This window comes from Pseudomonas azotoformans (assembly GCF_900103345.1).
GTDB classification, from domain to species: Bacteria; Pseudomonadota; Gammaproteobacteria; order Pseudomonadales; family Pseudomonadaceae; genus Aquipseudomonas; species Aquipseudomonas azotoformans.
The window spans coordinates 4,820,652-4,845,509 of record NZ_LT629702.1 but is presented as its reverse complement, the minus strand read 5'-3'; the positions used below and the strand labels follow the sequence as shown (position 1 = coordinate 4,845,509).

Annotated in this window: 26 protein-coding genes; 11 read left to right on the top strand and 15 right to left on the bottom strand. The window is 61.4% G+C overall.

The window, feature by feature from the left end:
• Nucleotides 1–50 precede the first annotated feature (50 nt).
• The 5 genes from BLR69_RS22080 to BLR69_RS22060 form a co-directional block, all read right to left on the bottom strand.
• Nucleotides 51–2,093 (bottom strand): GGDEF domain-containing protein, encoded by a 2,043-nt coding sequence (locus tag BLR69_RS22080; RefSeq protein WP_071494787.1) that lies wholly within the window; start codon nucleotides 2,091–2,093, stop codon nucleotides 51–53.
• Nucleotides 2,090–2,968, bottom strand: coding sequence for an endonuclease/exonuclease/phosphatase family protein (locus tag BLR69_RS22075; protein WP_071494786.1), 879 nt, complete (start codon nucleotides 2,966–2,968; stop codon nucleotides 2,090–2,092). The genes BLR69_RS22080 and BLR69_RS22075 overlap by 4 nt, the downstream gene beginning before the upstream one ends.
• A 10-nt stretch (nucleotides 2,969–2,978) precedes the next feature.
• Entirely contained in the window at nucleotides 2,979–3,614 is a 636-nt protein-coding gene (gene dsbA, locus BLR69_RS22070) for a thiol:disulfide interchange protein DsbA (protein ID WP_033899253.1), read from the bottom strand.
• Nucleotides 3,615–3,782: 168 nt separating this feature from the next.
• On the bottom strand, nucleotides 3,783–4,394 hold the full coding sequence (locus BLR69_RS22065) for a c-type cytochrome (RefSeq protein ID WP_058424433.1): 612 nt from the start codon (nucleotides 4,392–4,394) through the stop codon (nucleotides 3,783–3,785).
• A 34-nt stretch (nucleotides 4,395–4,428) separates the two neighbouring features.
• Nucleotides 4,429–4,731 carry a c-type cytochrome gene (locus BLR69_RS22060; protein ID WP_058424432.1) on the bottom strand — a complete coding sequence of 101 codons (303 nt, stop codon included), beginning with the start codon at nucleotides 4,729–4,731 and terminating at the stop codon, nucleotides 4,429–4,431.
• A 192-nt stretch (nucleotides 4,732–4,923) separates the two neighbouring features.
• Here BLR69_RS22060 and yihA point away from each other — a divergent pair, with 192 nt between their 5' ends.
• Nucleotides 4,924–5,565 (top strand): ribosome biogenesis GTP-binding protein YihA/YsxC, encoded by a 642-nt coding sequence (yihA, locus tag BLR69_RS22055; RefSeq protein WP_010207832.1) that lies wholly within the window; start codon nucleotides 4,924–4,926, stop codon nucleotides 5,563–5,565.
• 382 nt (nucleotides 5,566–5,947) lie between these two features.
• On the opposite strand, the gene polA is transcribed toward yihA, so the two are convergent.
• Nucleotides 5,948–8,725, bottom strand: a complete 2,778-nt coding sequence (polA, locus tag BLR69_RS22050) for a DNA polymerase I (RefSeq protein WP_071494785.1) — start codon at nucleotides 8,723–8,725, stop codon at nucleotides 5,948–5,950.
• A 74-nt stretch (nucleotides 8,726–8,799) separates the two neighbouring features.
• Between polA and BLR69_RS22045 the strand changes: the two genes are divergently transcribed.
• Both BLR69_RS22045 and BLR69_RS22040 read left to right on the top strand, forming a co-directional pair.
• On the top strand, nucleotides 8,800–9,090 hold the full coding sequence (locus tag BLR69_RS22045) for a DUF2782 domain-containing protein (RefSeq protein WP_058424430.1): 291 nt from the start codon (nucleotides 8,800–8,802) through the stop codon (nucleotides 9,088–9,090).
• A 56-nt stretch (nucleotides 9,091–9,146) separates the two neighbouring features.
• Entirely contained in the window at nucleotides 9,147–10,100 is a 954-nt protein-coding gene (locus BLR69_RS22040) for a homoserine kinase (protein ID WP_071494784.1), read from the top strand.
• Nucleotides 10,101–10,228: 128 nt separating this feature from the next.
• Here BLR69_RS22040 and BLR69_RS22035 read toward each other — a convergent pair whose 3' ends face one another.
• Complete coding sequence (locus tag BLR69_RS22035; protein ID WP_071494783.1) at nucleotides 10,229–11,158, bottom strand: zinc ABC transporter substrate-binding protein ZnuA; 930 nt, start codon at nucleotides 11,156–11,158, stop codon at nucleotides 10,229–10,231.
• 58 nt (nucleotides 11,159–11,216) lie between these two features.
• Between BLR69_RS22035 and BLR69_RS22030 the strand changes: the two genes are divergently transcribed.
• The 4 genes from BLR69_RS22030 to BLR69_RS22015 are packed head-to-tail and all read left to right on the top strand — an operon-like array spanning nucleotide 11,217 to nucleotide 14,022.
• Complete coding sequence (locus BLR69_RS22030; protein WP_025854323.1) at nucleotides 11,217–11,699, top strand: Fur family transcriptional regulator; 483 nt, start codon at nucleotides 11,217–11,219, stop codon at nucleotides 11,697–11,699.
• Nucleotides 11,699–12,484: a zinc ABC transporter ATP-binding protein ZnuC gene (znuC, locus tag BLR69_RS22025; protein ID WP_071494782.1), complete on the top strand. Its 786-nt coding sequence runs from the start codon at nucleotides 11,699–11,701 to the stop codon at nucleotides 12,482–12,484. The genes BLR69_RS22030 and znuC overlap by 1 nt, the downstream gene beginning before the upstream one ends.
• The gene (gene znuB / locus BLR69_RS22020; RefSeq protein ID WP_071494781.1) at nucleotides 12,477–13,265 is read left to right on the top strand and encodes a zinc ABC transporter permease subunit ZnuB; all 789 of its coding nucleotides are present in this window, start codon (nucleotides 12,477–12,479) and stop codon (nucleotides 13,263–13,265) included. Before znuC ends, znuB begins: the two co-directional genes overlap by 8 nt.
• 37 nt (nucleotides 13,266–13,302) lie before the next feature.
• The gene (locus BLR69_RS22015) at nucleotides 13,303–14,022 is read left to right on the top strand and encodes a PA5502 family lipoprotein (RefSeq protein WP_058424425.1); all 720 of its coding nucleotides are present in this window, start codon (nucleotides 13,303–13,305) and stop codon (nucleotides 14,020–14,022) included.
• Between the two features lie 102 nt (nucleotides 14,023–14,124).
• Here BLR69_RS22015 and katE read toward each other — a convergent pair whose 3' ends face one another.
• Complete coding sequence (katE, locus tag BLR69_RS22010) at nucleotides 14,125–16,254, bottom strand: catalase HPII (protein WP_071494780.1); 2,130 nt, start codon at nucleotides 16,252–16,254, stop codon at nucleotides 14,125–14,127.
• Between the two features lie 228 nt (nucleotides 16,255–16,482).
• Between katE and BLR69_RS22005 the strand changes: the two genes are divergently transcribed.
• The 3 genes from BLR69_RS22005 to BLR69_RS21995 are packed head-to-tail and all read left to right on the top strand — an operon-like array spanning nucleotide 16,483 to nucleotide 18,986.
• Nucleotides 16,483–17,490 (top strand): methionine ABC transporter ATP-binding protein, encoded by a 1,008-nt coding sequence (locus tag BLR69_RS22005; protein ID WP_071494779.1) that lies wholly within the window; start codon nucleotides 16,483–16,485, stop codon nucleotides 17,488–17,490.
• Nucleotides 17,490–18,164: a methionine ABC transporter permease gene (locus tag BLR69_RS22000; RefSeq protein WP_010207814.1), complete on the top strand. Its 675-nt coding sequence runs from the start codon at nucleotides 17,490–17,492 to the stop codon at nucleotides 18,162–18,164. The genes BLR69_RS22005 and BLR69_RS22000 overlap by 1 nt, the downstream gene beginning before the upstream one ends.
• 51 nt (nucleotides 18,165–18,215) lie before the next feature.
• On the top strand, nucleotides 18,216–18,986 hold the full coding sequence (locus BLR69_RS21995; RefSeq protein WP_071494778.1) for a MetQ/NlpA family ABC transporter substrate-binding protein: 771 nt from the start codon (nucleotides 18,216–18,218) through the stop codon (nucleotides 18,984–18,986).
• A gap of 143 nt (nucleotides 18,987–19,129) precedes the next feature.
• On the opposite strand, the gene BLR69_RS21990 is transcribed toward BLR69_RS21995, so the two are convergent.
• From BLR69_RS21990 to BLR69_RS21970, 5 genes are read right to left on the bottom strand one after another with little or no spacing between them, the layout of a single operon-like run.
• Nucleotides 19,130–19,765: an SCO family protein gene (locus BLR69_RS21990; RefSeq protein ID WP_071494777.1), complete on the bottom strand. Its 636-nt coding sequence runs from the start codon at nucleotides 19,763–19,765 to the stop codon at nucleotides 19,130–19,132.
• Complete coding sequence (gene cyoE, locus BLR69_RS21985) at nucleotides 19,762–20,661, bottom strand: heme o synthase (RefSeq protein ID WP_071494776.1); 900 nt, start codon at nucleotides 20,659–20,661, stop codon at nucleotides 19,762–19,764. The genes BLR69_RS21990 and cyoE overlap by 4 nt, the downstream gene beginning before the upstream one ends.
• Entirely contained in the window at nucleotides 20,649–21,728 is a 1,080-nt protein-coding gene (locus tag BLR69_RS21980; protein WP_071494775.1) for a COX15/CtaA family protein, read from the bottom strand. Before BLR69_RS21980 ends, cyoE begins: the two co-directional genes overlap by 13 nt.
• Before the next feature lie 10 nt (nucleotides 21,729–21,738).
• Nucleotides 21,739–22,323: a hypothetical protein gene (locus BLR69_RS21975; RefSeq protein ID WP_071494823.1), complete on the bottom strand. Its 585-nt coding sequence runs from the start codon at nucleotides 22,321–22,323 to the stop codon at nucleotides 21,739–21,741.
• Nucleotides 22,289–23,053, bottom strand: a complete 765-nt coding sequence (locus BLR69_RS21970) for an SURF1 family protein (RefSeq protein ID WP_071494774.1) — start codon at nucleotides 23,051–23,053, stop codon at nucleotides 22,289–22,291. Before BLR69_RS21970 ends, BLR69_RS21975 begins: the two co-directional genes overlap by 35 nt.
• A gap of 28 nt (nucleotides 23,054–23,081) precedes the next feature.
• Between BLR69_RS21970 and BLR69_RS21965 the strand changes: the two genes are divergently transcribed.
• Complete coding sequence (locus BLR69_RS21965; protein ID WP_058424417.1) at nucleotides 23,082–23,285, top strand: twin transmembrane helix small protein; 204 nt, start codon at nucleotides 23,082–23,084, stop codon at nucleotides 23,283–23,285.
• Between the two features lie 6 nt (nucleotides 23,286–23,291).
• Here the strand turns inward: BLR69_RS21965 and BLR69_RS21960 are convergent, their stop codons facing one another.
• Nucleotides 23,292–24,179 carry a cytochrome c oxidase subunit 3 gene (locus BLR69_RS21960; protein ID WP_071494773.1) on the bottom strand — a complete coding sequence of 296 codons (888 nt, stop codon included), beginning with the start codon at nucleotides 24,177–24,179 and terminating at the stop codon, nucleotides 23,292–23,294.
• Nucleotides 24,180–24,214: 35 nt separating this feature from the next.
• Nucleotides 24,215–24,766, bottom strand: a complete 552-nt coding sequence (locus BLR69_RS21955) for a cytochrome c oxidase assembly protein (protein WP_071494772.1) — start codon at nucleotides 24,764–24,766, stop codon at nucleotides 24,215–24,217.
• Nucleotides 24,767–24,858 lie beyond the last annotated feature (92 nt).

Here is a 24,858-nt window from a genome sequence, read left to right as displayed (position 1 = left end):
GTAACGTACCGATCGCCAACCAGCGGTCAAATCACAAAATGGAACATCTTTCAGGCGGCCTGCACCTGGTTTCGCCCGGCAGCCTTGGCCCGATACAACGCTTCGTCGGCACGCTTGAGCGCCAGGTCACTGCGCTCGCCCGGCTGGAACTGCGCCACGCCCATGGACACGGTGATCGTCACCGGCTCGCCCTTGAAGTGAAACGGGCACGCTTCAATCGCCGCACGCAACACCTCGCCCACGGCCAGGGCATCCGCCAGGGATGAGTCGGGCATCAGCAACACAAACTCTTCACCACCAAAGCGCGCGATAAAGTCGGTCGGGCGCAGGCGCTTGCGCAGCACGTTGGTGATGATCTTCAGCACCTTGTCGCCAGCGAGGTGGCCGTAGCCATCGTTGATACGCTTGAAGTGATCCAGGTCCAGCATCGCCAGCGACAGGTTGTTGCCGCACTGGTGCCAGGTGTTCACCTCATAATCAAGGCGTTCGCTCCAGGCTGCGCGGTTGGGCAGGCCTGTGAGCGGATCGATCAACGCCTTCTGGCGCTGCACCTCCAGGTGCTCGCGATAGCCCTGGGCCTCTTGCTCCATATTGGCAACACGCTCAGCCAAGCCCTTCAGGCGCGCCGCCGTCTCCTGCTCGCGCAGGTCGCGCTGCTGCTGGTGCTCATCCATGGTGCCGAGCAGCCCCTCAAGGTGGCTTTCCAACACGTGCTTGAGGCTGTCCAGGTCGGCGGCTTCCTGCACGCTGCTTTGCAGGCCATCGACCTGTTCGCGGATCTGCGTGTCCAGCTCTCGGGCGGCGGAGCGGCTGTCGGCATGCCCCTCGCTGGCGACTTGCAAGTGGCCCTGGAACGCCTCGAGGCGCTCGTTGAGCTGCTTGAGGTAAGCCTCGAACTCATGCTGGCCGCTGTCGGTGATCGCCAGCATCAAGACTGCCAGGTCGTCGAGGATCGGCAACAGCTCGTACCAGTTCAAGCCGTGGGCCAGGCGCTCGCGCATGGCTTCGGCCTGGGGGCGGTGACGCTCGGGCAACGAGAGTTCTTCGAGCAGGCCGAGCAGGGTGTCTTCGATATGCTTGGCCACGGAGCTGTAGGACGGCTCCGGTGAGTCGGGCAGGGCATAGGCTCCATCCGCTTGCAGCTCGTCAGTATCAGGCTCCTCCAGCACTGGAGGGAGCGACAAGCTGCCAATGGTGGTCTCATCCGGGGTCTCGACCTGAACTTCAGGCGTTTCGATGAAGGCGGCGAGGGCGCTTTCCGCTGCAGGTTCTTCGACTTGAGGCCTAGGCTCGACAAGCGCTACGGGTGTCTCAATAGCTGCGGCTTGAGGCGGGGCTTCATAGACGAAGGTTTCGTTGGACGGCTCGGCCACCTGGGCGGGGACTACGGGCTCGATGACAGGAGCGACCGTTTCTTGAGGCTGCGGCGCAAAGGCACGCAACGCTTGCGTCAGTTCCTCGGATTGCTCGGACGGCTGTGGCTCGACTGCAACTGGCTTGGCTGCCGCAGGCTGCGGGGCCGGTCGGGGCGTCGATTCGTCTGCCACCGCTTCGTTCGCGACTTCCTTGGCGCCGAACAAGCGCTGCAAAAGCCCCGGCCCTGGTCGCGGGGTTTCGCCGTCCGGCTCCAGGTTGTTCAGCGCCTGGCCTTGCAGGCCGCTCAACTCGCTGAGCAACAGCGGGATCTCTCGCGCCTGGCCGACGCGGCCGTCCAGCTGCTTGGCGAACGTCTTGAGTGGCCGGGCCACCTCTCGGGGTAACGGTAGTTTTTGCAGTTGAGTGACCAGGGACGTCAGCGCGGTGCTGATCTGATCGACCCGGGTTTCGCGACGCTGCTCGGAGTCCAGCACAGCTTTTTCCAGGCGCGGCAGCAAGGCGGCGAGGGCGGCGTCCATATCATCGGTACGGACGACATCGCGCATTTCCTTCATGCATTGGTCGACTGCGCGGTCAGTGCCCTCGGCCGCCAGCGTGCTGCGCACCAGTCCACGGCGCAGCAGGTCGAGACGGGCAGCCCAGCGGCGTTCGAGTTTCTCTTGTTGCTCGATGCTCTTGAGGTATTTCTCTTTCCAGCGTTGGGCGTCGTCGCTCATGCAAGGGGTCCGCGGAGGCCTGGGCTCAACGCGGGTAATGCATCAGCCGTGAGCGAACCCGGCAGACGAATCTCTACCGCGACCGGCAGGTGATCGGAGATGGGCTGCGCCAGCACCTGCACACTCTCGAGTGTGAGGGTAGGACTGAGCAGGATATGGTCAAGGCAGCGTTGCGGGCGCCAGCTGGGGAACGTGGCTTCGGCTTGCGGCGCCAGTAGCCCGAGGTCGCGCAACGGAGAATTCTGTAACAGGTCGCTGGCGTGGGTGTTCATGTCCCCCATCAGCACCTGGTGCTTGTAATTGCCAATCAGCTCTCGGATGTAGGCCAGTTGCATCGTGCGAGTACGTGCACCCAGCGCCAGGTGCATCATCACGACCACCAGGGCTTCCGGGCCTTCGCCAAAACGAACGAGGATCGCACCCCGGCCCTTGGGGCCTGGCAGCGGGTGGTCTTCGATGGCAGTAGGCTTCAAGCGACTGAGCACGCCATTGCTGTGCTGTGCCAGACGCCCGAGGTTACGGTTGAGCTGCTGATACCAATAAGGGAAGGCACCGAGCTGGGCCAGGTGCTCCACCTGGTTGATGTAGCCGGAGCGCATGCTGCCGCCATCGGCTTCCTGCAGGGCGACCAGGTCGAAGTCGTTCAGCAGGTTGCCGATTTTTTGCAAGTTGCCGGCACGCCCGTTGTGGGGCAGCAGGTGCTGCCATCCGCGAGTGAGATAGTGCCGATATTTCTCGGTACTGATGCCCACCTGGATATTGAAGCTGAGCAGGCGCAGACGGCTGTCTGCCGGCAGGCCCGTGGACTCCAGATGATGTTCGTTGACCTGCGGATCATGCAGGCCAACCACACGTTCGGTACCCCAGCGGCGCATAACGGGCCCCTTACTTGGCTGCGCGCTCTTTGGCGATCAGTTGGTCGGCCACATTGAGGGTCTGCTCAGGACCACCGGAGGTGCCCAGGTCGAAACGGTACTTGCCGTTGACGATCATGGTTGGAACGCCTTGCACACCGTACTTCTGCGCCAGCTCCTTGGCCTGCTTGATCTGGCCCTGGATGGCGAAGGAGTTGAAGGTGGCCAGGAACTTGTCCTTGTCGACACCTTGGGTGGCCACGAAGTCAGCCATTTCGTCTGGCTTGGTCAGGCGCTTGCCTTGCTTCTGGATCGCGTCGAATACTGCGTTGTGGACCTTGTGCTCCACACCCATGGCTTCCAGGGTCAGGAACAGTTGGCCGTGGGCATCCCATGGGCCGCCGAACATGGCCGGGATGCGCTTGAAGTTCACGTCCTTGGGCAGTTTTTCAACCCATGGGTTGATGGTCGGTTCAAAAGCGTAGCAATGCGGGCAGCCGTACCAGAACAGCTCCACCACTTCGATCTTGCCAGGCTCGGAAACCGGAACCGGGTTGGCCAATTCAACGTAGGTCTTACCGGCTTCAAGCGGCACGTCGGCAGCTTGTGCGGTCATGCCGAAGAGGCTGGCAGTGACGAGAGCGGCGCTGAGGATCAGATTACGCATGCTTTACTCCTGGACAAATAAAGTCGCCTCACGCGACCTTTGTTGTGACAGGTCTACGCGGGCATGAGTTCGTTAGTGTAACGGCACCGGCCACAAAAAAGGGCGGCCTGGGCCACCCTTTTTATGCTTGCATCACGGGATTAATCGAGTGTTAACGTTGCGTGCACCTCAGTGCAGGCCCTGGATGTAGCTGGAGACCGCCGCAATGTCCTCGTCACTCAGCTTGCGGGCGATGGTGCGCATGATCGCCGCGTCGCCATCATTGGTGCGCCCGGCCTCTTCCTTGCGGAAATCAGTCAGCTGCTTGGCGATGTAGGTGGCGTGCTGGCCACTCAAGTGCGGGAAGCCGGCAGCGGCGATGCCCGCGCCATTGGGCGAATGGCAGCCGGTGCAGGCAGGCAGGCCTTTGTCCAGGTCACCGCCGCGGAACAGTTTCTCGCCGCGGGCCACCAGTTTCGGATCAGCAGCTCCCACACTGCCTTTCTGGCTGGCAAAATATGCCGCGATGTCTGCCAGGTCCTGATCGCTGAGATTGGTCAACAAGCCGGTCATTTCCAGGACCGTGCGCTTGCCGGACTTGATATCCTGCATCTGCTTGGTCAGGTAACGCTCGCCCTGGCCGGCCAGTTTGGGGAAGTTCGGCGCCGGGCTGTTACCATCCGGTCCATGGCAAGCACCACATACGGCGGCTTTCGCCTGGCCCGCTGTAGCGTCGCCTGCAGCATGGGCAACACCGGTGATGCCCAAGGTCAACAGCAGACTCACGATCAGTTTGTTCATCAGCTAATCCAACTACGGCTAAGGGGTTTAAGAGTTATCTACCGGGTTTACTCACCATCAATTCAATGATGGCCTGGTAATCCTCAGTACTGCAGTCCATGCACAAACCACGCGGCGGCATTGCCTTGAAACCCTGGGTCACGTGTTGCACCAGCGTGTCCATGCCCTGCGCCAGTCTTGGCGCCCAGGCTGCCTGGTCCCCTCGTCTGGGGGCGTTGGGCAACTGGCCGGCATGGCAAGCCACGCAAACTCGGTTGTACACCGCTTCCGGATCCTGTGTAGCCTGAGCGCCGTAAAGCGGGACCAAGACACCGATAGCGAGCAACCACTTGGTCATACGTCGACCATTTCAGGGTTTGAGAGCGTTTTGCGTTCTAATGCGCAATAAAGGTCTATCGCTCCCGTGAACTTCATCCTTCGCTGGGACAAAGCACACACAAAATCTGCGGCATTATATACTGGCGCTACTGAAACGGAAACGACACCGCTTGCCGCACCCTTTCTCGGCACCGCCCACATCGGAAATCTCATGCAACTCAAGAATCCCATCCTCGGCCTGTGCCAACAGTCCACGTTCATGCTCAGCGCCGCCAAAGTTGACCAATGCCCCGATGACGAAGGCTTTGAAGTCGCCTTTGCCGGTCGTTCCAACGCCGGTAAGTCCAGCGCGCTGAACACCCTGACTCACGCCAGCCTGGCGCGCACCTCGAAAACCCCGGGCCGCACGCAACTCCTCAATTTCTTCAAGCTAGACGATGATCGGCGTCTGGTCGACCTGCCGGGCTACGGTTACGCAAAAGTACCTATCCCGTTGAAGCTGCACTGGCAGCGTCACCTGGAGGCTTACCTGGGTGGCCGGGAGAGTTTGAAGGGTTTGATCCTGATGATGGACATCCGCCATCCGATGACCGATTTCGACCTGTTGATGCTCGATTGGGCGGTCGCCAGCGGCATGCCGATGCATATCCTGCTGACCAAGGCAGACAAGCTCACCTACGGCGCGGCCAAGAACACCTTGCTCAAAGTGCAGTCCGAAATTCGTAAAGGCTGGGGCGACGCGATCACTATCCAGCTGTTCTCGGCGCCGAAGCGCATGGGCCTGGAAGAGGCTTACACCGTGCTGGCCGGCTGGATGGAATTGGCGGACAAGGGCGCGGAACTCGCGGAATAACTTTTCTGCAGGCAAAAAAAACCCCGGACTTCGTATGGGGAGGGGAAGTTCGGGGTTCAAGTTCCGGACCGCTAGGGCGGGGTCCAGATATCTGCCAACACTTAACACAACATAGGAGCATTGAAGGGCTTCACCACCCATTCAGTAACTCTGAGTAGCAGTTCACGGGTTAAGTTCCGGCAGGCCAGAAAAACTATTTGAAATAACCGACGGTGATTTCCGGACTAAAGCACTCTGCCACCACCGATGACTGCGGCGTATCCCCTGTAGGTGCGAGCTTGCTCGCGAAAAACGTCAACGTTAACGCGGGTTTCCTGAATATTCGCGTCGCCCACACGTTCTTCGCGAGCAAGCTCGCTCCTACAAAGGGAGAAGTCGCACTTTAGTGCGCTTCATCCCAGTTATCGCCCACGCCGACTTCCACCAGCAGCGGTACATCCAGCTTCGCAGCTGCACTCATATGCTCGCGAATCTTCTCGCTGACCTCCGCCACCAGATCCTCGCGCACCTCCAGTACCAATTCATCGTGCACCTGCAGGATCACCTTGGCATCCAGGCCCGAATCGGTCAGCCAGTTGTCCACCAGCACCATGGCTTTCTTGATGATGTCTGCCGCCGTGCCCTGCATCGGCGCGTTGATCGCGGTGCGTTCAGCGGCCGCGCGCTCCTGGGGCTTGTTGGAGTTGATGTCGGGTAAGTACAGGCGGCGGCCGAAGAAGGTTTCCACGTAACCTTGGTCTGCCGCCTGGGCGCGGGTGCGCTCCATGTACTCGCGAACCCCGGGATAACGGGCGAAATACACATCGATGTAGGCCTTGGCCGTCTTGGTATCGACGCCGATGTCCTTGCCCAGCTTCTGCGCGCCCATGCCGTAGATCAGACCAAAGTTGATCGCCTTGGCACTGCGGCGCTGGTCGGAGGTGACCTCGCCCAGCTCAACCTTGAACACCTCGGCAGCCGTGGCGGTGTGCACGTCCAGGTTGTGACGGAAGGCGTTCATCAAGCCTTCGTCCTTGGACAGGTGCGCCATGATCCTCAGCTCGATCTGCGAATAATCCGCCGCCAGCAGCTTATAGCCCTTGGGCGCGACAAACGCCTGGCGAATCCGCCGCCCTTCGGCGGTACGCACCGGAATGTTCTGCAGGTTCGGATCACTGGACGAAAGGCGCCCGGTCGCCGCCACCGCCTGGTGATAGGAGGTGTGGATACGCCCGGTGCGCGGGTTGATCTGTTCCGGCAGGCGGTCGGTGTAGGTGCTTTTCAGCTTGCTCATGCTGCGGTACTGCATCAGCACCTTGGGCAGCGGGTAGTCATCTTCAGCCAGCTTGGCCAGCACTTCTTCGGCCGTCGACGCCTGGCCCTTGCCGGTTTTCTTCAGCACCGGCAGGCCGAGTTTTTCATAAAGAATCGCGCCGAGCTGCTTGGGCGAGCCCAGGTTGAACTCCTCGCCGGCGATCTCGAACGCCTGGCGCTCCAGCTCAACCATCTTGTTGCCCAGCTCGATGCTCTGGACACCCAACAGGTCCTTGTCCACCAGCGCACCCTGACGCTCGATACGCGCCAGCACCGGTACCAATGGAATCTCGATATCCGTGAGTACGCTCGCCAGGCTCGGGATCGCGCTCAATTGGGCAAACAGCGTCTGATGCAAACGCAAAGTCACATCAGCATCTTCCGCCGCATAAGGGCCGGCCTGCTCCAGGGCGATCTGGTCGAAGGTCAGCTGCTTGGCGCCCTTGCCGGCGATGTCCTGGAAGGCGACGGTGTCGTAGTCCAGGTACTTCTTGGCCAGGCTGTCCATGTCATGGCGGGTTGCCGTGGAGTTCAGCACATAGGATTCAAGCATGGTGTCGAACGCGATGCCGCGCACGGTGATGCCCTGCGCCGGGTCGCCACCGATGGCGCAGTTGGCCAGGATGTTCATGTCGAACTTGGCGTGCTGGCCAACCTTGAGCTTGCTCGGGTCTTCCAGCAGCGGTTTCAGGGCCAACAGCACAGTGTCGCGGTCCAACTGCTCCGGCGCGCCGATGTAGGAATGGGTCAGCGGGATGTAGGCCGCTTCGTGGGGCTGCACAGCGAAGGAGACGCCGACCAACTGCGCCTGCTGGGCATCGATACCAGTGGTTTCGGTGTCGAAGGCGAACAACGTCGCATCGTTGAGCTTCTTCAGCCAGGCGTCGAACGTCGCTTGATTGAGGATGGTGGTGTAGGCGGCCTCTGCCGGCGCTACTGCCTCGACGACTTGCTCGGCAACCGGCGCAGCCTTGAGCTCTACACGCTTGGCATCGCGCTGGACCTCATCAATCCAGCTCTTGAACTCCAGCAGCGTGTACAACTCCAGCAGCTTTTCGCGATCCGGCTCGGTCAGATGCAGGTCATCCAGGCCGACATCCAATGGCACATCACACTTGATCGTCGCCAATTGGTAGGAAAGAAAAGCACTCTCCCGATGCTCTTCCAGCTTGGCCGGCAGCGTCTTGGCGCCACGGATAGGCAAGGTCGGCACGATATCCAATTGCTCATAAAGCTCTTTGATGCCGCCGTTCACGCCCACCAGCAAGCCGGAAGCAGTCTTCGGACCAATGCCCGGAACGCCCGGAATGTTGTCAGACGAATCGCCCATCAGCGCCAGATAGTCGATGATCTGCTCGGGAGCGACACCGAATTTCTCCTTCACGCCCTCGATGTCCATCGCGCTACCGGTCATGGTGTTGACCAAGGTAATGTGCCCGTCGACCAGTTGCGCCATGTCCTTGTCACCGGTGGAGATCACCACGGGGCGGTCAGCCGCCGCACTGCTGCGCGCCAGGGTGCCGATCACGTCATCGGCCTCGACGCCTTCGACGCACAGCAACGGGAAGCCCAGCGCGATCACGCTCTGGTGCAACGGCTCGATTTGCACGCGCATGTCATCGGGCATGCTCGGGCGGTTGGCCTTGTATTCGGCGTACATGTCATCGCGAAAGGTCCCACCCTTGGCGTCGAACACCACCGCGAAGGGGCTATCCGGGTACTGCTTGCGCAGGCTCTTGAGCATGTTCAACACGCCCTTGACCGCGCCGGTCGGCAGGCCTTTGGAGGTGGTCAGCGGTGGCAACGCGTGGAAGGCGCGGTACAGATAGGAAGAACCGTCCACCAGGACGAGGGGTGCTTGGCTCATGAGCAGAATCAACCTTTTCGGCGGGTCAGGCGCTAGAATAGCCGGACCAATGACGACAAAGGGACAAGGTTATCATGCGTACATTCAATCGCCTGCTGTTGACTGGCTTGATTGCACTCACTCCGATGGCTGCCATGGCGGCGGACAGCGCGCCTTCGGGTGATCCGGAAGTGACCATTCGCACGGAAGGCGACAGGACTATCCAGGAATATCGCCAAAACGGTTTCCTGTACGCGATCAAGGTAACTGTAAAAGGCGCGCCGCCGTATTTCCTGGTGCGCGCGGACGGAACCGATGCGAACTTCATCCGTTCTGACCAGCCGGATATGCTGATCCCGTCATGGAAGATCTTCGAATGGAAATGATTTCTTAACTTCAATTGGCGCCGCGCACCGCGGCGCCCGTACTGGCAGTTTTAACCATGTCTGTGTTCACCCCCCTGGCTCGGCCCGAGCTGGAAACCTTTCTTGCCCCTTACGGCCTCGGCCGCCTGATCGACTTCCAGGGGATTGCCGCCGGTAGCGAAAACACCAATTTTTTTGTCAGCCTGGAGCAGGGTGAGTTCGTCCTGACCCTGGTCGAGCGCGGCCCGGTTGCGGAAATGCCGTTCTTCATCGAACTGCTCGACGTGCTCCACGACGCCGACCTGCCGGTGCCTTACGCCCTGCGCACCACCGACGGCGTAGCCTTGCGCGAACTGAAAGGCAAACCGGCGCTGCTGCAACCTCGTCTGGCCGGCAAGCACATCAAGGATGCCAACGCCCAGCACTGCGCCCAGGTCGGCGACCTGCTGGGTCATCTGCACCTGGCGACGCAGGGCGAGAAAGTCCTCGAACGCAAGACCGATCGTGGCCTGGACTGGATGCTCAGTGAAGGTGCGCAACTGATTTCGCACCTGAACACCGCACAGCAGCGCTTGCTGCAAGATGCCCTGACCGAGATCGCAGCGCACAAGGCCGAGATCCTCGCCCTGCCGCGCGCCAACGTGCACGCCGACCTGTTCCGCGACAACGCAATGTTCGAAGGCACGCACCTCACCGGCCTGATCGACTTCTACAACGCCTGCTCCGGCCCGATGTTGTACGACGTAGCGATCGCCCTGAATGACTGGTGCTCGGACGCCGATGGCGTGATCGATGGGCAACGCGCCCGGGCAATGCTGGGGGCGTATGCGGGGCTGCGGCCGTTTACCGCGAAAGAGGCAGAACTGTGGCCGACGATGTTGCGCGTGGCCTGTGTGCGGTTCTGGCTGTCACGCCTGATCGCCGCTGAGTCGTTTGCCGGGCAGGATGTGTTGATCCATGACCCGGCGGAGTTCGAGCATCGGCTGGTGCAGCGTCAGAAGGCCACAGTCCAACTGCCATTTGCCCTCTAAAAGACCGGTGAGATCAAAAAATGTGGGAGGGGGCTTGCCCCCGATTGCAGTGAATCAGTCGACATATTAGTGACTGACACACCGCCATCGGGGGCAAGCCCCCTCCCACATTTGGTCTTCGTTGGCTATCAGAGTGATTCCAGGCAACCCGCCAGATCGTTGCCCAACTTATCCAGCACTTGCTCGTAGCCTTGAGCGGTAGCCGGGGTGTAACCACCCAACGCATCCAACTCCGCCAACTTCACCGGCAACCCGGCCACCAGCGTTTCAGCCAGGCGCGGACGCAATGGCGGTTCACTGAACACACACGTCTTGCCCACTTCCTGCAAACGGGTGCGCATCGCCGCCACATGCTGGGCGCCCGGCTGGACCTCGGCGGCAACGCTGAACACACCGGCATGCTTGAGCCCATAAGCGTCTTCGAAGTAATCGAAGGCTTCGTGGAACACGAAGTAAGGCTTGCCATCGATCGGCGCAAGGCGGGCTTTCAGGCGAGCATCCAGGGCATCAAGGCGCTCGTCGAAAGCCTTCACGTTGCTTTGGTAACGCGCGGCATTGGCCGGATCAGCGGCGGCCAGGTCAGTCGCCATGCGCGCAGCAATCACACGTGCGTTGACGGTAGACAGCCACAAGTGCGCATCGAGGCTGCCTGGGCGGTGATCGTGATCATGTTCGTCAGCATCGTCAGCGTGTGAGTGGCTATCTTCGGCAAAACGACGCAACTTCATGCCTGGCAGATCCTGCACCGCCACAGTTGCAGCCGTACGACCTTTAAGCACACGGGGCAGGAAGCTCTCCATGTCCGGGCCGATCCAGTACAGCAGGTCCACCGATTGCACGCGCCGTACGTCGGATGGACGCAACGCATAGTTATGCGGCGACGCACCGGGTGGCAACAACACCTCCGGAACCGCCACACCGTCCTGTACAGCCGCGGCGATCAACTGCAACGGCTTGATGCTGGTCAACACCTTGACCTCGGCCTGAGCGGCGCCAGTAATGAACAAACTGGTGACAAATACGACAAAAACGGGAAAAAGTCGGGACACGATGACCACTCAATGGCGTAGGAACGGGTAACATAATAACGTCTCTATCAAATATCTGTCGCCGCTCATGCCTAAAACACCGCTTGCCAGCCGTCCCCACGACCACTCTCACTGCGTGCATACCGCGCTGTCGGAGGCCGACACCCTGTGCACACAGAAGGGTCTGCGCCTGACCGCACTGCGTCGCCGCGTGCTGGAACTGGTGTGGCAGAGCCACAAGCCGCTGGGCGCCTACGACATTCTCGGCGTACTCAGCGAGCAGGATGGCCGCCGCGCCGCGCCGCCCACCGTGTACCGCGCGCTGGATTTCCTGCTGGAAAACGGCCTGGTGCATCGCATCGCTTCGCTGAACGCCTTCGTCGGCTGCAGCCACCCGGAACACGCGCACCAGGGCCAGTTCCTGATCTGCCGCGAGTGCCACGCCGCCATCGAGCTTGAACAAAAAAGCATCAGCGACGCCATCATCAAGAGTTCTGCCGAGGTCGGCTTCCGGGTCGAAGGGCAAACGGTCGAAGTGGTCGGCCTGTGCTCGGGCTGCCAGGGGGCTTGATGAGCAACGCGTTAATCCGCCTGGAACAGGTCGGGGTCACGTTCGCCGGGCTAAACGTGCTGGATAACATCGCACTGAGCGTGGAACCGGGGCAGATCGTTACCCTGATCGGCCCCAACGGCGCCGGCAAGACCACCCTGGTGCGCGCCGTGCTGGGCCTGCTCAAGCCCGACACCGGCAGCGTGTGGCGCAAGCCCAGGCTGCGTGTCGGCTACATGCCGCAGAAGCTGCATGTGGATCCGACCTTGCCATTGTCAGTCCTGCGTTTCCTGCGCCTGGTGCCCGGCGTGGACCGCGCACGCGCCCAGGCTGCGCTCAGGGAAGTCGGCGCCGAACAGGTCATCGACAGCCCGGTGCAAAGCATCTCCGGCGGCGAAATGCAGCGCGTGCTGCTGGCCCGCGCCCTGCTGCGCGAGCCGGAGCTGCTGGTGCTGGATGAGCCCGTGCAGGGCGTCGACGTCGCTGGCCAGGCCGAGCTGTACAGCCTGATCACCCGCCTGCGCGACCGCCATGGCTGCGGCGTGCTGATGGTGTCCCACGATTTGCATCTGGTGATGAGCACCACCGATCAGGTGGTGTGCCTCAACCGCCACGTGTGCTGCTCGGGCCACCCGGAACAGGTCAGCGGCGACCCGGCGTTCGTCGAGCTGTTCGGCAAGAACGCCCAGAGCTTGGCGATCTACCACCACCATCACGACCACGCCCACGACCTGCATGGCGCCGTCGTCGATGACCCCGCCGCCCCTCACACCCACGTTCATGGAGATAGCTGCAAGCATGGCTGATTTTCTGCTCTACGCCCTGCTGGCAGGCTTGGCTCTGGCGTTGGTGGCGGGCCCGTTGGGCTCGTTCGTGGTCTGGCGGCGCATGGCCTATTTTGGCGACACCTTGTCGCACGCCGCGTTGCTGGGCGTGGCCCTGGGCTTTCTGTTGGATGTCAGCCCGACCATCGCCGTGACAGTAGGCTGCCTGTTGTTGGCGGTGCTGCTGGTGACCCTGCAACAGCGCCAGCCCCTGGCCTCCGACACCTTGCTCGGCATCCTGGCGCCAAGCACCCTGTCCCTGGGCCTGGTGGTGCTGAGCTTCATGCATGAAGTGCGCATCGACCTGATGGCCTACCTGTTCGGCGACCTGCTGGCGATCAGCCCCGGCGACCTTGCCTGGATCCTCGGCGGCAGCGCGGCTGTACTGGTGCTGCTGGTCGCCCTGTGGCGCCCGCTGCTGGCGATAACCGTGCATGAAGAACTGGCTACGGTGGAAGGTTTGCCCGTGCCGGCCCTGCGCATGGCCCTGATGTTGTTGATCGCCGTGGTGATTGCTGTCGCGATGAAGATTGTCGGCGTATTGTTGATCACGTCGCTGCTGATTATTCCCGCGGCCGCTGCCCAGCGCCACGCCCGCTCACCGGAGCAGATGGCAATCGGCGCCAGCCTGCTGGGGATGCTCGCCGTGTGCGGGGGCCTGGCGCTGTCCTGGTTCAAGGACACGCCGGCCGGGCCATCGATTGTGGTCACGGCCGCCGCCCTGTTTCTGCTGAGTTTTGTCCTGCCCCGTCGAGGGGTGTAGACTTGCTCGCTTTTTGCGCAAATAGAGAGTCGCAGGAATGAAGCCGTTCACCTCCCGTTATCTGCTCCTTGCCGCATTTTCCCTGCTGCTGGGCGCCTGTCAAAGCACACCGCCCGCCGCCCCCGAGGCCCCGGACGCACGCGCTGTGGCCATCGCACAGCTGGAGCAAAACCTGGCCAGCAGCGAGCTTGCCACTGCCGAGGACCAATTGGCGGCGCTGCAAGCCCAATCGCCCAACGACCCAGCGCTGGAAACCTACCAGCGGCAATTGGCCGAAGCCTACTTGCAACGCAGCCAGATCGTGCTGCAAAAGGGTGATGTAAACGCCGCCGCGACCGCCCTTAGCCGTGCCCGCGCCCTGATGCCCAAGGCACCCGCACTGACCGGTGGTGTCAACAGCGCCATCAGCCATGCGCGCAAGGCCGAGCTGGACAAAGCCGAAGCCGACCTGAAAGCCGCCGAAGCCAAGCCCGCCGCCAAGGTCATCGACCCGACGGCACCCAGCACCACCGTGGCACTGAACCTCACCAACATCGAAGAACTGCGCCATCAGCTGGATGCCATTGCCACCGACGTGGTGAATTATCAGTGCGATGTGAGCATCCAGGCGCCGCGCACAGAGGATTACCCATGGCTGGCCACGTTGCTGACCAAACGGGTGAAACGAATTGATTCGGGGTATGACCTGAAGATTCACCGGCAGATTCTGAAGAAGATTCCGGCGCAGGTTGTGTTGATTCCGCGCAAGGCGGAATAAAACCATCGGGGGCAAGCCCCCTCCCACATTTTGAGCTGTGAATACATTCAAAGTGTGGGAGGGGGCTTGCCCCCGATGACGATCTAACAAACCACCAAAGACTTAAGCCGGAATCGCCTTGGCCTTCGCCTCACGATCCCATACCCGATGCTGCCCAATCGCGGCAAAGAACGCCTTGAACGCCTTAGCGTCCGCGCCCACGATCAACCCCGCATCCACTTCAAGTTTCAGCAGATCCAGCAAGGGCTTGGCATCACTGGCCACGGCAATCGCCTTGAGGTGCTTGTACGCCTCCAGCACGTAATGCAGCGCCACGCCGTCACCACTCAGCGCCTTCACCGACTCTTTGCCGCCAGGGATGAACACCGCATCGAACGCAACCGACGGCAGGCCTTCCATCGATGCATCCACCGGCAGGCTCTTGCCATCGGCCGTCTTCACCGGCGCCGAGGTCGGCCCCAGCAGCTTGGCATGCGCACCTTCGGCCTGCAGCGCCTTCTTCAATGCAGCAATCGCCGCCCCGTCCACCCCGTTGGCTGCCAGGATCGCCACCTTGCGGGTCTTGATATCGCCCGGCAGCAAATTCGCCTGGCTCAGCGCAGGCGAACGCTCCGGCTGGGTTTTACGTACCGGCACCGTGCCTTTGGTCGGCGCGGGCAGCCCCAGGTTCTGCGCCACGCGCTTGGCCAGTTCCAGGTCGATATTGGCCAGGATCTCGTTGACCTGGCGTGCACGGATAAACTCACGCTCGACCTTGCCCAGCTCAAAGCTGTAGGCAGCAATGATGTGCTCCTGCTCGTGCTTGCTCATGCTGTGGAAGAACAGACGCGCCTGGGAGAAGTGATCGCCGAACGACTCGCTGCGCTCACGGATCTTGTGCGCGTCGATACGCTCAGGGTAGGACTCAAAACCGCCATCCTGCGCAGCCGGTGGGGTTTCTTTCGGCCAGCCGCCATCGATGGAGTTCGGCTCATAAGCGGCGCGTCCTTTATCGATGGTGCTGCGGTGCATGGCATCGCGCTGGTTGTTATGCAGCGGCGTCACCGGCTGGTTGATCGGCAATTGATGAAAGTTCGGCCCGCCGAGTCGGCTGATCTGCGTGTCGGTGTAGGAAAACAGCCGCCCCTGCAGCAGCGGATCGTTGGAGAAGTCGATACCCGGCACGATATGGCCAGGGCAGAACGCCACCTGCTCGACTTCAGCGAAGAAGTTGTCCGGGTTGCGGTTGAGCACCATCTTGCCCAGCGGTGTGATCGGCACCAGCTCCTCAGGGATCAGCTTGGTCGGGTCGAGGATGTCGAAGTCGAACGCATGTTCCTTGTCCTCGGGAATCACCTGCACACCCAATTCCCACTCGGGGTAGTCGCCCATCTCAATGGCTTCCCAGAGATCGCGGCGATGGTAGTCGGTATCTTTACCGGCCAACTTTTGCGCTTCGTCCCACACCAGCGAGCAGGTACCGGCTGTAGGGCGCCAGTGGAATTTGACGAAGTTGGATTTGCCTTCGGCGTTTACCAGGCGAAAGGTGTGCACGCCGAAACCCTGCATGCTGCGCAGGCTTTTTGGAATGGCGCGGTCAGACATCGCCCAGATCACCATGTGCGCCGATTCAGGCTGCAATGAAACGAAGTCCCAGAACGTATCGTGTGCCGACCCGCCGGTAGGGATTTCATTGTGCGGCTCGGGCTTCACGGCGTGCACGAAGTCAGGAAACTTGATCGCGTCCTGAATGAAAAACACCGGCATGTTGTTGCCCACCAGGTCGAAGTTGCCTTCTTCGGTGAAGAACTTCACGGCAAAACCGCGCACGTCACGTACGGTGTCACCCGAACCACGCGGGCCCTGCACGGTGGAAAAGCGCGTGAAGACCGGCGTTTTATGTCCAGGGTCACGCAGGAAACCAGCCTTGGTCAGCGCCGAATGGTTCTCGTAGGTCTGGAAATAACCATGGGCACCGGTGCCACGGGCATGCACGATGCGCTCCGGGATACGCTCATGGTCAAAGTGCGTGATTTTTTCACGCATGATGAAATCTTCGAGCAGCGACGGCCCGCGTGCGCCGACCTTCAAGCTGTTCTGGTTGTCGGAGATCTTCACACCCTGGTTGGTACGCAGGGCCTGGCCGGTAGCGTCGGAGCGGAATTCTTCCAAAGACTCTAGCTTGGCATTGGTGTTCTTACGGTCCAGGGTGTCGGTCCCTGCGAGTTCGCTCTTTGGCTTTTTCGTACTCATCAGTCAAAACTCCTTATTCAGACCCAGGCACGGCACCCGGGAATCGCATTGCTTAAGTAGTGACTGATGGGGTTTTGGGCCGTTCCTTTTTTATGACCTTTGATCGCGTTATTGCCAAATCGCTGGTTGAATACGAAATAAATGCTAAGAAACGCTATACGGACAGGCTAAAATGCGCGCCCGGCTAACCGCTGATCCCTTTTCCATGCGCCCCACAAGGTTCGCTACGTGATCGAGTTTCAAAACGTCCATAAAACCTACCGCGTCGCCGGTAGGGATATTCCCGCGCTGCACGCCACCAGCCTGAGTGTCGCAAACGGCCAGGTGTTCGGCCTGATCGGCCACTCCGGCGCGGGTAAAAGCACCCTGCTGCGCCTGATCAACCGCCTCGAAGAACCCAGCGGCGGCACAATCACGGTAGACGGCGAAGAAGTCACCGCCCTGGACGCCAACGGCCTGCGCCGTTTCCGTCAGCAGGTCGGGATGATCTTCCAGCACTTCAACCTGCTGGCCTCCAAGACCGTCGCCGACAACGTGGCACTGCCGCTGACCCTGGCCGGCGAACTGTCGCGCAAGGACATCGACCTGCGCGTCGCAGAACTGCTCGCCCGCGTCGGCCTGTCGGACCACGCCAAAAAGTACCCGGCGCAGTTGTCCGGCGGCCAGAAACAACGCGTCGGCATCGCTCGCGCCCTGGCGACCAAGCCAAAGATCTTGCTGTGCGACGAAGCCACCAGCGCCCTCGACCCGCAGACCACCGCCTCGGTGCTGCAACTGTTGGCCGAGATCAACCGCGAGTTGAAGCTGACCATCGTGCTGATCACCCATGAAATGGACGTGATCCGCCGTGTCTGCGACCAAGTGGCCGTAATGGACGCCGGCGTGATCGTCGAGCAAGGCTCGGTGGCCGACGTGTTCCTGCACCCCAAGCACCCGACCACCAAGCGCTTCGTGCAAGAGTCCGAGCAGGTCGACGAAAACGAGCAACGCGACGACTTCGCCCACGTGCCAGGCCGTATCGTGCGGCTGACATTCCAGGGCGAAGCGACCTACGCGCCGCTGCTGGGCACCGTCGCCCGCGAAACGGGCGTGGACTACAGCATCCTCGCCGGTCGTATCGACCGCATCAAAGACATCCCTTACGGGCAATTGACCCTCGCCGTCACCGGTGGCGACATGGAAGCCGCGTTTGCGCGCTTCACCGCCGCTGACGTCCACATGGAGATCCTGCGCTAATGGACGTCCTGTTGAGTTTCTTCGCCAATATCGACTGGTCCGAAATCTGGCTGGCCACCGGCGACACCATGACCATGCTGTTCGGCTCGCTGTTCTTCACCGTGGTGCTGGGCCTGCCCCTGGGCGTGCTGCTGTTTCTGACCAGCCCGCGCCAACTGTTCGAACAGAAAGGCCTGTACGCGCTGCTGTCGCTGATCGTGAACATCCTGCGCTCGCTGCCGTTCATCATCCTGCTGATCGTGATGATCCCGTTCACCGTGCTGATCACCGGCACTTCGCTGGGCGTGGCCGGTGCGATTCCGCCGTTGGTGGTGGGCGCGACGCCGTTCTTTGCACGCCTGGTTGAAACCGCGCTGCGCGAAGTGGACCGCGGCATCATCGAAGCCACGCAATCCATGGGCGCCAGCACGCGCCAGATCATCACCAACGCCTTGCTGCCCGAAGCCCGTCCGGGCATTTTCGCGGCGATTACGGTGACGGCGATTACACTGGTGTCCTACACGGCTATGGCCGGTGTGGTGGGTGCCGGTGGCCTGGGCGACTTGGCGATCCGTTTCGGTTACCAGCGTTTCCAGACTGACGTGATGGTGGTCACGGTGGTGATGCTGTTGATCCTGGTGCAAATTCTGCAAACCGTCGGCGACAAGCTGGTGGTGCACTTTTCTCGAAAATAACGGCCATTGCCGGTGACATGCCGGCACATGCCCGAACAAGGAGCTTGTTGGATGAAAAAACTACTGGTTGCTTTCGCCGCCGTTGCCGCGTTTTCCGCCCACGCCGAGACCCTCACGGTCGCCGCTTCGCCGGTCCCGCACGCGGAAATCCTCGAATTCGTGAAGCCTGCCCTCGCCAAAGAAGGCGTGGACCTGCAGGTCAAAGTCTTCACCGACTACGTGCAGCCCAACGTACAAGTCGCGGAAAAGCGCCTGGACGCCAACTTCTTCCAACACCAGCCATACCTGGATGAATTCAACAAAGCCAAGGGCACTCACCTGGTGAGCGTTGGCGCGGTGCACCTGGAACCCCTGGGCGCGTACTCCAGCAAGTACAAGAAGCTGGACGAACTGCCAAGCGGCGCCAACGTGGTGATCCCGAACGACGCCACCAACGGCGGCCGCGCCCTGTTGCTGCTGGCCAAGAACGGCCTGATCACCCTGAAGGATCCGACCAATATCCTGTCGACCATCAAGGACATCACCGCCAACCCTAAAGGCCTCAAATTCCGCGAACTGGAAGCCGCCACCCTGCCGCGCGTACTGACCCAGGTCGACCTGGCGCTGATCAACACCAACTATGCGCTGGAAGCCAAGCTGGACCCGTCCAAGGATGCGCTGGTGATCGAAGGTAGCGACTCGCCTTATGTGAACATCCTGGTGACCCGCGAAGACAACAAGGATTCGGACGCCGTGAAGAAGCTGGTTGCAGCCCTGCACACGCCTGAAGTGAAGAAGTTCATCGAAGAGAAGTACAAAGGCGCGATCAAGCCGGCGTTCTGATGTGATTCGATCTCCAACACGCTGAAGATCAAAAAATGTGGGAGGGGGCTTGCCCCCGATTGCTGAGTGTCAGTCACTGCACCTGGTGGCTGACCCACTGCTATCGGGGGCAAGCCCCCTCCCACATTTGTTTTGCGGTGTATTTACTGACGCTTCAACAACCCCGGCAACTGCGCCACCAGCTTCTGGTTGTTCAACGGCGCCCGAATAAACCCACGCTGCGTCCCATCCGGCCCGATCAATGCCAGGTTGCCGCTGTGGTCGACGGTGTAGTTGGGCTTGCTGGTATCCGCCGGGATGAACGGAATGCTCACCGCATTCGAGACCTTCTGCACCTCCTCCACATTCGCGCCGGTCAGGCCCTGGAACTGCGGATCGAAGTAACCCAGATACTGCTTGAGCTGAGTCGGCGTGTCGCGGTTCGGGTCCACGCTGACCAGGATTACCTGCAACTTATCCACCGCGTCTTTAGGCAGCTCGCTCTTGATCTGGCGCAGCTGGGCGAGGGTGGTCGGGCAGATGTCCGGGCAGAAGGTGTAGCCGAAGAACAACAGGCTCCACTTGCCTTTCAATTCATTGACCAGCACTGGCTGGCCGTCCTGGTTGGTCATGGTCACCGGCGGCAGTTGGCGACTTTGCGGCAGCAGGATGATGCCGGCGTCGATCAAGGCAGTGGGGTCGCCCTGGCCCTTGCCCGAGAGCACTTTGTTAACGGTCAGGCCCATGATCAATGCCACCAGGGCCACCAGGATGAAGACAGTCTTTTGAGTTCGAGTCATAGGTTCAACAGTAGGTAGTGGTCTACGAGCAGGGCGATAAACAGCAGCAGCAAGTACCAGATAGAGTACTTGAAGGTGTTGATCGCCGCGTGCGGCCGACCGCCACGGTACAACACCCAGGCCCATTGCAGAAAGCGCCCGCCCAATACCAGGGCGCAGCCGAGGTACAGCAGGCCGCTCATGTGGATCACATAGGGCATCAGGCTCACCGCCAGCAGGGCGAAGGTGTAGAGCAGGATATGCACCTTGGTGTAGTGCTCGCCGTGGGTCACCGGCAGCATCGGGATATCGGCCTTGGCGTATTCTTCCTTGCGATGGATGGCCAAGGCCCAGAAGTGTGGCGGGGTCCAGGCGAAGATGATCAGCACCAACAGCAGGGGCTCGGCGCTGATATGCCCGGTCACGGCAACCCAACCCAGCAAAGGAGGCGCTGCACCGGCCAGGCCACCGATGACGATGTTCTGCGGCGTCGCCCGCTTGAGGAAGCCGGTGTAGATCACTGCATAGCCGAGCAGCGAGGCCAGCGTCAGCCAAGCCGCCAGAGGGTTGGTAAACGCCAGCAGCAGAGCCAACCCTGCAACAGCCAGAAACAAAGCAAAGGCCAGCGCCGCCAGCGGCGACACACGGCCTTGCGCCAATGGCCGCTTGTGGGTCCGCGCCATCACCGCATCGATCCGCCGATCCACCACATGATTCACCGCCGCCGCGCCACCGGCACACAGGGCAATCCCCAGGTTGCCAAACACCAGCACGGTCCACGGCACGCCGGCGCGGGTCGCCAGGAACATCCCCACCAGCGAAGTGATGAGCATCAGCACCACCACCTTCGGCTTGGTCAGCTCCAGATAATCACGCCAGATGGCCTGGCCGTGACGCGCGCCGATCAAGGTCGCCATGGCATCTCTCCTTTAAGAGTAACGAGGCCCGACACATGCTTGCGCGGGATAAAGCGCCAGCCGAACGGCAGCTGGTTGCGCACCCGGACCAGGCTGGTGCGGGCGTGGTAGTTGACCAGCACCAGCGTCAGCAACAACGCCGCACCACCCGCGTTATGCCCCACCGCAACCGGCAGCGGCAGATGGAAATACACATTGCTCAGGCCCAGGCAGATTTGCGCCGCCAGGGCGATCAGCAGCAAGCCGGCCAACCGCGTCATGCCAACCGCGCGCAATTGCCACGCCAGACCCAGCAGCACCAGGCTGACGACGACGGCGCCGATGCGATGGGTCAGGTGGATGGCGGTGCGCGCCTCGCTGTCCAGCTGCCCACCCAGGTAATTGGGGCCGATGTGTTGGGTGAGGTGGAAGCCGTTGGCAAAGTCCGCCGCCGGCCACCACTCGCCATGGCAGGTCGGCAAATCGATACAGGCCACCGCCGCATAGTTGGAACTGACCCAGCCGCCCAAGGCAATCTGGCCGATCACCAGCACCAGGCCTGCCGTCGCCCAATATTGCAGGCGCTTGGGCACGATCAAGGCGGGCAATACGCCGGACAAGCGCAAGGTCAGCAGGAACAGCAGGCTCAAGGTCGCAAAGCCGCCCAACAAATGCCCCGTCACCACCTGCGGCCACAGCTTCAACGTCACCGTCCACATGCCAAATGCGGCCTGGGCGAACACCACCGCCAGCACGAACAGCGGCAGTTTCACCGGCTGGCCCGGATCGCGCCGATGGCTCCACGAGCGCGCCGCCAGCAACACAATCAACAAGCCCAGGGTGCCGGCGAAGTAGCGATGGGTCATCTCGGCCCAGCCCTTGTCGGCCTCTACCGGTGTATCGGGGAAATGCAGCTCGGCATGGGCCAGTTGAGCCTCGGTGTTGGGCACGCTGATAAAGCCGTAGCAGCCGGGCCAATCCGGGCACCCCAGGCCGGCGTGGGTCAGGCGGGTATAAGCGCCGAGCAGTACGACGATCAGCGCCAGCAGGGTGGCAAACAACGCGAGGCGAAATCCAGGTTTGGCCATGACGATGCCCCTATCCGATGTTCGACAGTTTCAGCAGATGGCGCAGGTCGTTGAGCAAGTCCTTGCCCTTGACCCTGGCGTCGTAGCGCAGCACCAGGTTGCCGTGGGGGTCGACGATCCACAGCTGAGCATCGCCCGGCGCAGCAGCATTTTTGCTGAAGGTCGACAAGTCCAGCGGGTAGCGTTGCAGTTGCGGGTACTCGGCCTTGAGTTTGGCGTCATAGTCGCTGCCCAGCGGCAGCGCACTGGCCAAGGCATGGCTGGCACGGGAAGCGTCGCGCCCCAGGCCAATCTGCAATTGGCGCGCAAGGTAAACCAGTTGCTGGCAATCGGCGGCACAGGCGGCGGGCGCGGTGACCAGCAGTTGCCAGCGCTGCTCATCGGCCTGCACGCCAATGTCGGCGCGGGTCTGGCCGTTGCCGATCATCTCGCCGTGGTAGCTGCGGCTGTCCGGCACCCAGAACTGCAGCTTGTACATGAAGGTGGCCAGTGCCATCGGGCCGATCACCATCATCAGGATCAGGATCAACTGCCAACGGCCTTTGCGCCGATCAGGCACCTCAGACATGTTGGGTGGATTCATGGCCGCTCCCATGGGGCTTCTCCTTTTTGTTGTGCCATCCGAGATAGAGGTAAAGCGCCAGCAACGCCAGCGACATGGCGAACCACTGCACGGCATACGCCAGGTGTTTTTCCGGCCCCATGGCCACGATGGGCCAGGCGGTTTCGTAAGTGCCGGGGCCGGGTTCGGCACGTAGCTCATAGGTGAAACCGCTGCGCCCCAGTTCCGCCCACAACGCAGCAGGGTGCAGCGCCGTCAGCAGGCGTGGCCATTGCGCACTGGCGGGGTCGGCGTGCAATTGGAAGGTTTCGCCAGGGGCGACGTAGACCCAGGCATCCAGATTCAAGACCTGCTCCGGGGTGCTGAAGGCCGGAGGTGTGCGCCGGTCCGGCCAGGGCAACCAGCCGCGATTGAGCAACAGCCACAGGCCGCTGGCCTGATCATGGAAGGGTTGCAGCAGCTCTACGCCGGCCTTGCCGTCGCGCATGCGGTTGTCGAGAAACACGCTGTGCTCGGCATCCAACTGCCCGCGCAGGCGCACGCGGCGAAAGGCCGGGTCGGCCATGTCATCGAGTTGCGCACTGCTGACCGGCTCGGCTGCGCGCCGCTCGGCATAACTGTCCACCAGCCGCTGCTTTTCATGACCGCGCGACAGTTGCCAGAACCCCAACCCCACCATCAGGGGCAGCAGCACCAGCACCACTAAAGTGGGTGCAATCCCTGGACGAAAGCGTTTTGCGGCGCTGGCTATACTTGTTTTCATTGCCCGCCCATCCCCGTGGAGCCCGACCATGCTCAAAGCCGCTATTGCCCTGATGCTGATCGCGACCGTCGTGAGCCTGTTCAGTGGCTTGTTCTTCCTGGTCAAGGACGAGGGCAACTCCAACCGCCTCGTCAACGCCCTGACCGTGCGTGTCGTACTGGCCGTGATCACCCTGGCCTTGATCACCTGGGGCTTTTTCAGCGGCCAACTGGTTTCTCATGCGCCGTGGTAAGCCGTCTCACAACACGTAGACGAAGAAAAACAGCCCGATCCACACCACGTCCACAAAGTGCCAATACCAACTGGCCGCCTCGAAGCCGAACTGGTGCTCGGCATTGAAATGCCCCTTGAGGATGCGCATCAGCATTACGAACAGAATGAGGGTGCCGATGGTCACGTGGGCGCCGTGGAAGCCGGTGAGCATGAAGAAGGTCGCGCCATAGACGCCGGAGCCGAGCGTCAGGCCCAACTCTTTGTACGCGTGGATATATTCCTCGGCCTGGAAGCCCAGGAACGCCATACCCAGCAGGACGGTGATCGCCAACCAGATTTTCAGCGCGCCGCGATGGCCTTTGCGCAGGGCATGGTGAGCGATGGTGATGGTCACGCTGGAACTCACCAGCAGGATGGTATTGACCAGCGGCAGGCCCCACGGACTGATGGTGCCTTCCGGTGCCGGGTACATTTTCGGGTCGGGGTTGTTCAGCAGCGGCCAGGCAAACTCAAAGTTCGGCCACAGCATGTGCGCGACACCCTTTGAGCCTTCACCCGCCAGCCAAGGCGCCGACATATGCCGCACATAAAACAGTGCACCGAAGAAGGCGATAAAGAACATCACTTCGGAAAAGATGAACCAGGTCATACCCCAGCGGAACGAGCGGTCCATCTGCGGACTGTACAAACCGGCGCGGCTTTCCTTGATGACCGCACCGAACCAGCCGAACAGCATGTACGCCAGCAGCAGCCCGCCGACGAAAAAGATCCACGGGCCGTGGGATTCCGGGCGTGCCGCCTTCAAGTCGTTGAACCACACCGCCAGTCCATACACGGTGACCAGCAGGCCCATCGTGGCAATTATCGGCCATTTGCTTTGCGCCGGTACGTAGTACGTATCATGAGTCGACATGTATTCGCTCTCCTGATTGAGGGGGCAAACAGTAGCTAGCCGCCGCTGTGCACAGCCACGGGCGGTTGGCGCGCAGTGATATCGAACAGCGTGTACGCCAGGGTCAGATGCTTCACATCCTTGGGCATGTCGCGGTCGACGATGAAACGCACCGGCATCTCGATGCGCTGACCCGGCTGCAGCACTTGCTGGGTGAAGCAAAAGCATTCGGTCTTGTGGAAATACATCGCCGCTTCGGCCGGGGAAATGCTCGGTACGGCCTGAGCGGTCATCGGCTTGTCGGTGGGGTTGTGGGCCACGAACAGCACCTCGGTCACCGCGCCCGGGTTGACCACCACTTCGTCCGCCTTGGCATAGAAATCCCAGACCATGTCGATGGCGTTGGTAGACAAGAACTGCACGCGCACCTGGCGTGTCGGGTCGACCACTTGCTCGCCCTCGTACTGCCCGGCGGTCTTGCCGTTGATGCCGAACGCCTTGCACATCACGTCGTAGATCGGCACCAGCGCAAAGCCGAAGGCGAACATTGCCACCACCAGGATCAGCAGCCGTGTGACCAGGCGCTTGGTTGGCAAGGATTCAGCCATGACGCCCACCCAATGTGAATGAGGCCATTGTGGGAGGGGGCTTGCCCCCGATAGCTGTTTTACAGCCAATAATGACGTCGGCTGGCACACCG

Coding starts and splice junctions, on each gene's coding strand:
- yihA (WP_010207832.1), top strand. CDS start 4,924: ATGCAACTCAAGAATCCCATCCTCGGCCTGTGCCAACAGTCCACGTTC.
- dsbA (WP_033899253.1), bottom strand. CDS start 3,614: ATGCGTAATCTGATCCTCAGCGCCGCTCTCGTCACTGCCAGCCTCTTC.
- BLR69_RS21990 (WP_071494777.1), bottom strand. CDS start 19,765: ATGACTCGAACTCAAAAGACTGTCTTCATCCTGGTGGCCCTGGTGGCA.
- BLR69_RS22030 (WP_025854323.1), top strand. CDS start 11,217: ATGCCTAAAACACCGCTTGCCAGCCGTCCCCACGACCACTCTCACTGC.
- BLR69_RS22060 (WP_058424432.1), bottom strand. CDS start 4,731: ATGACCAAGTGGTTGCTCGCTATCGGTGTCTTGGTCCCGCTTTACGGC.
- BLR69_RS22075 (WP_071494786.1), bottom strand. CDS start 2,968: ATGCGCCGCTGGGGTACCGAACGTGTGGTTGGCCTGCATGATCCGCAG.
- BLR69_RS21995 (WP_071494778.1), top strand. CDS start 18,216: ATGAAAAAACTACTGGTTGCTTTCGCCGCCGTTGCCGCGTTTTCCGCC.
- BLR69_RS22080 (WP_071494787.1), bottom strand. CDS start 2,093: ATGAGCGACGACGCCCAACGCTGGAAAGAGAAATACCTCAAGAGCATC.
- BLR69_RS21970 (WP_071494774.1), bottom strand. CDS start 23,053: ATGAAAACAAGTATAGCCAGCGCCGCAAAACGCTTTCGTCCAGGGATT.
- BLR69_RS22045 (WP_058424430.1), top strand. CDS start 8,800: ATGCGTACATTCAATCGCCTGCTGTTGACTGGCTTGATTGCACTCACT.
- BLR69_RS22040 (WP_071494784.1), top strand. CDS start 9,147: ATGTCTGTGTTCACCCCCCTGGCTCGGCCCGAGCTGGAAACCTTTCTT.
- znuC (WP_071494782.1), top strand. CDS start 11,699: ATGAGCAACGCGTTAATCCGCCTGGAACAGGTCGGGGTCACGTTCGCC.
- BLR69_RS21960 (WP_071494773.1), bottom strand. CDS start 24,179: ATGTCGACTCATGATACGTACTACGTACCGGCGCAAAGCAAATGGCCG.
- BLR69_RS21965 (WP_058424417.1), top strand. CDS start 23,082: ATGCTCAAAGCCGCTATTGCCCTGATGCTGATCGCGACCGTCGTGAGC.
- cyoE (WP_071494776.1), bottom strand. CDS start 20,661: ATGGCGACCTTGATCGGCGCGCGTCACGGCCAGGCCATCTGGCGTGAT.
- BLR69_RS22065 (WP_058424433.1), bottom strand. CDS start 4,394: ATGAACAAACTGATCGTGAGTCTGCTGTTGACCTTGGGCATCACCGGT.
- BLR69_RS22015 (WP_058424425.1), top strand. CDS start 13,303: ATGAAGCCGTTCACCTCCCGTTATCTGCTCCTTGCCGCATTTTCCCTG.
- polA (WP_071494785.1), bottom strand. CDS start 8,725: ATGAGCCAAGCACCCCTCGTCCTGGTGGACGGTTCTTCCTATCTGTAC.
- BLR69_RS22000 (WP_010207814.1), top strand. CDS start 17,490: ATGGACGTCCTGTTGAGTTTCTTCGCCAATATCGACTGGTCCGAAATC.
- katE (WP_071494780.1), bottom strand. CDS start 16,254: ATGAGTACGAAAAAGCCAAAGAGCGAACTCGCAGGGACCGACACCCTG.
- znuB (WP_071494781.1), top strand. CDS start 12,477: ATGGCTGATTTTCTGCTCTACGCCCTGCTGGCAGGCTTGGCTCTGGCG.
- BLR69_RS21955 (WP_071494772.1), bottom strand. CDS start 24,766: ATGGCTGAATCCTTGCCAACCAAGCGCCTGGTCACACGGCTGCTGATC.
- BLR69_RS21975 (WP_071494823.1), bottom strand. CDS start 22,323: ATGGGAGCGGCCATGAATCCACCCAACATGTCTGAGGTGCCTGATCGG.
- BLR69_RS21980 (WP_071494775.1), bottom strand. CDS start 21,728: ATGGCCAAACCTGGATTTCGCCTCGCGTTGTTTGCCACCCTGCTGGCG.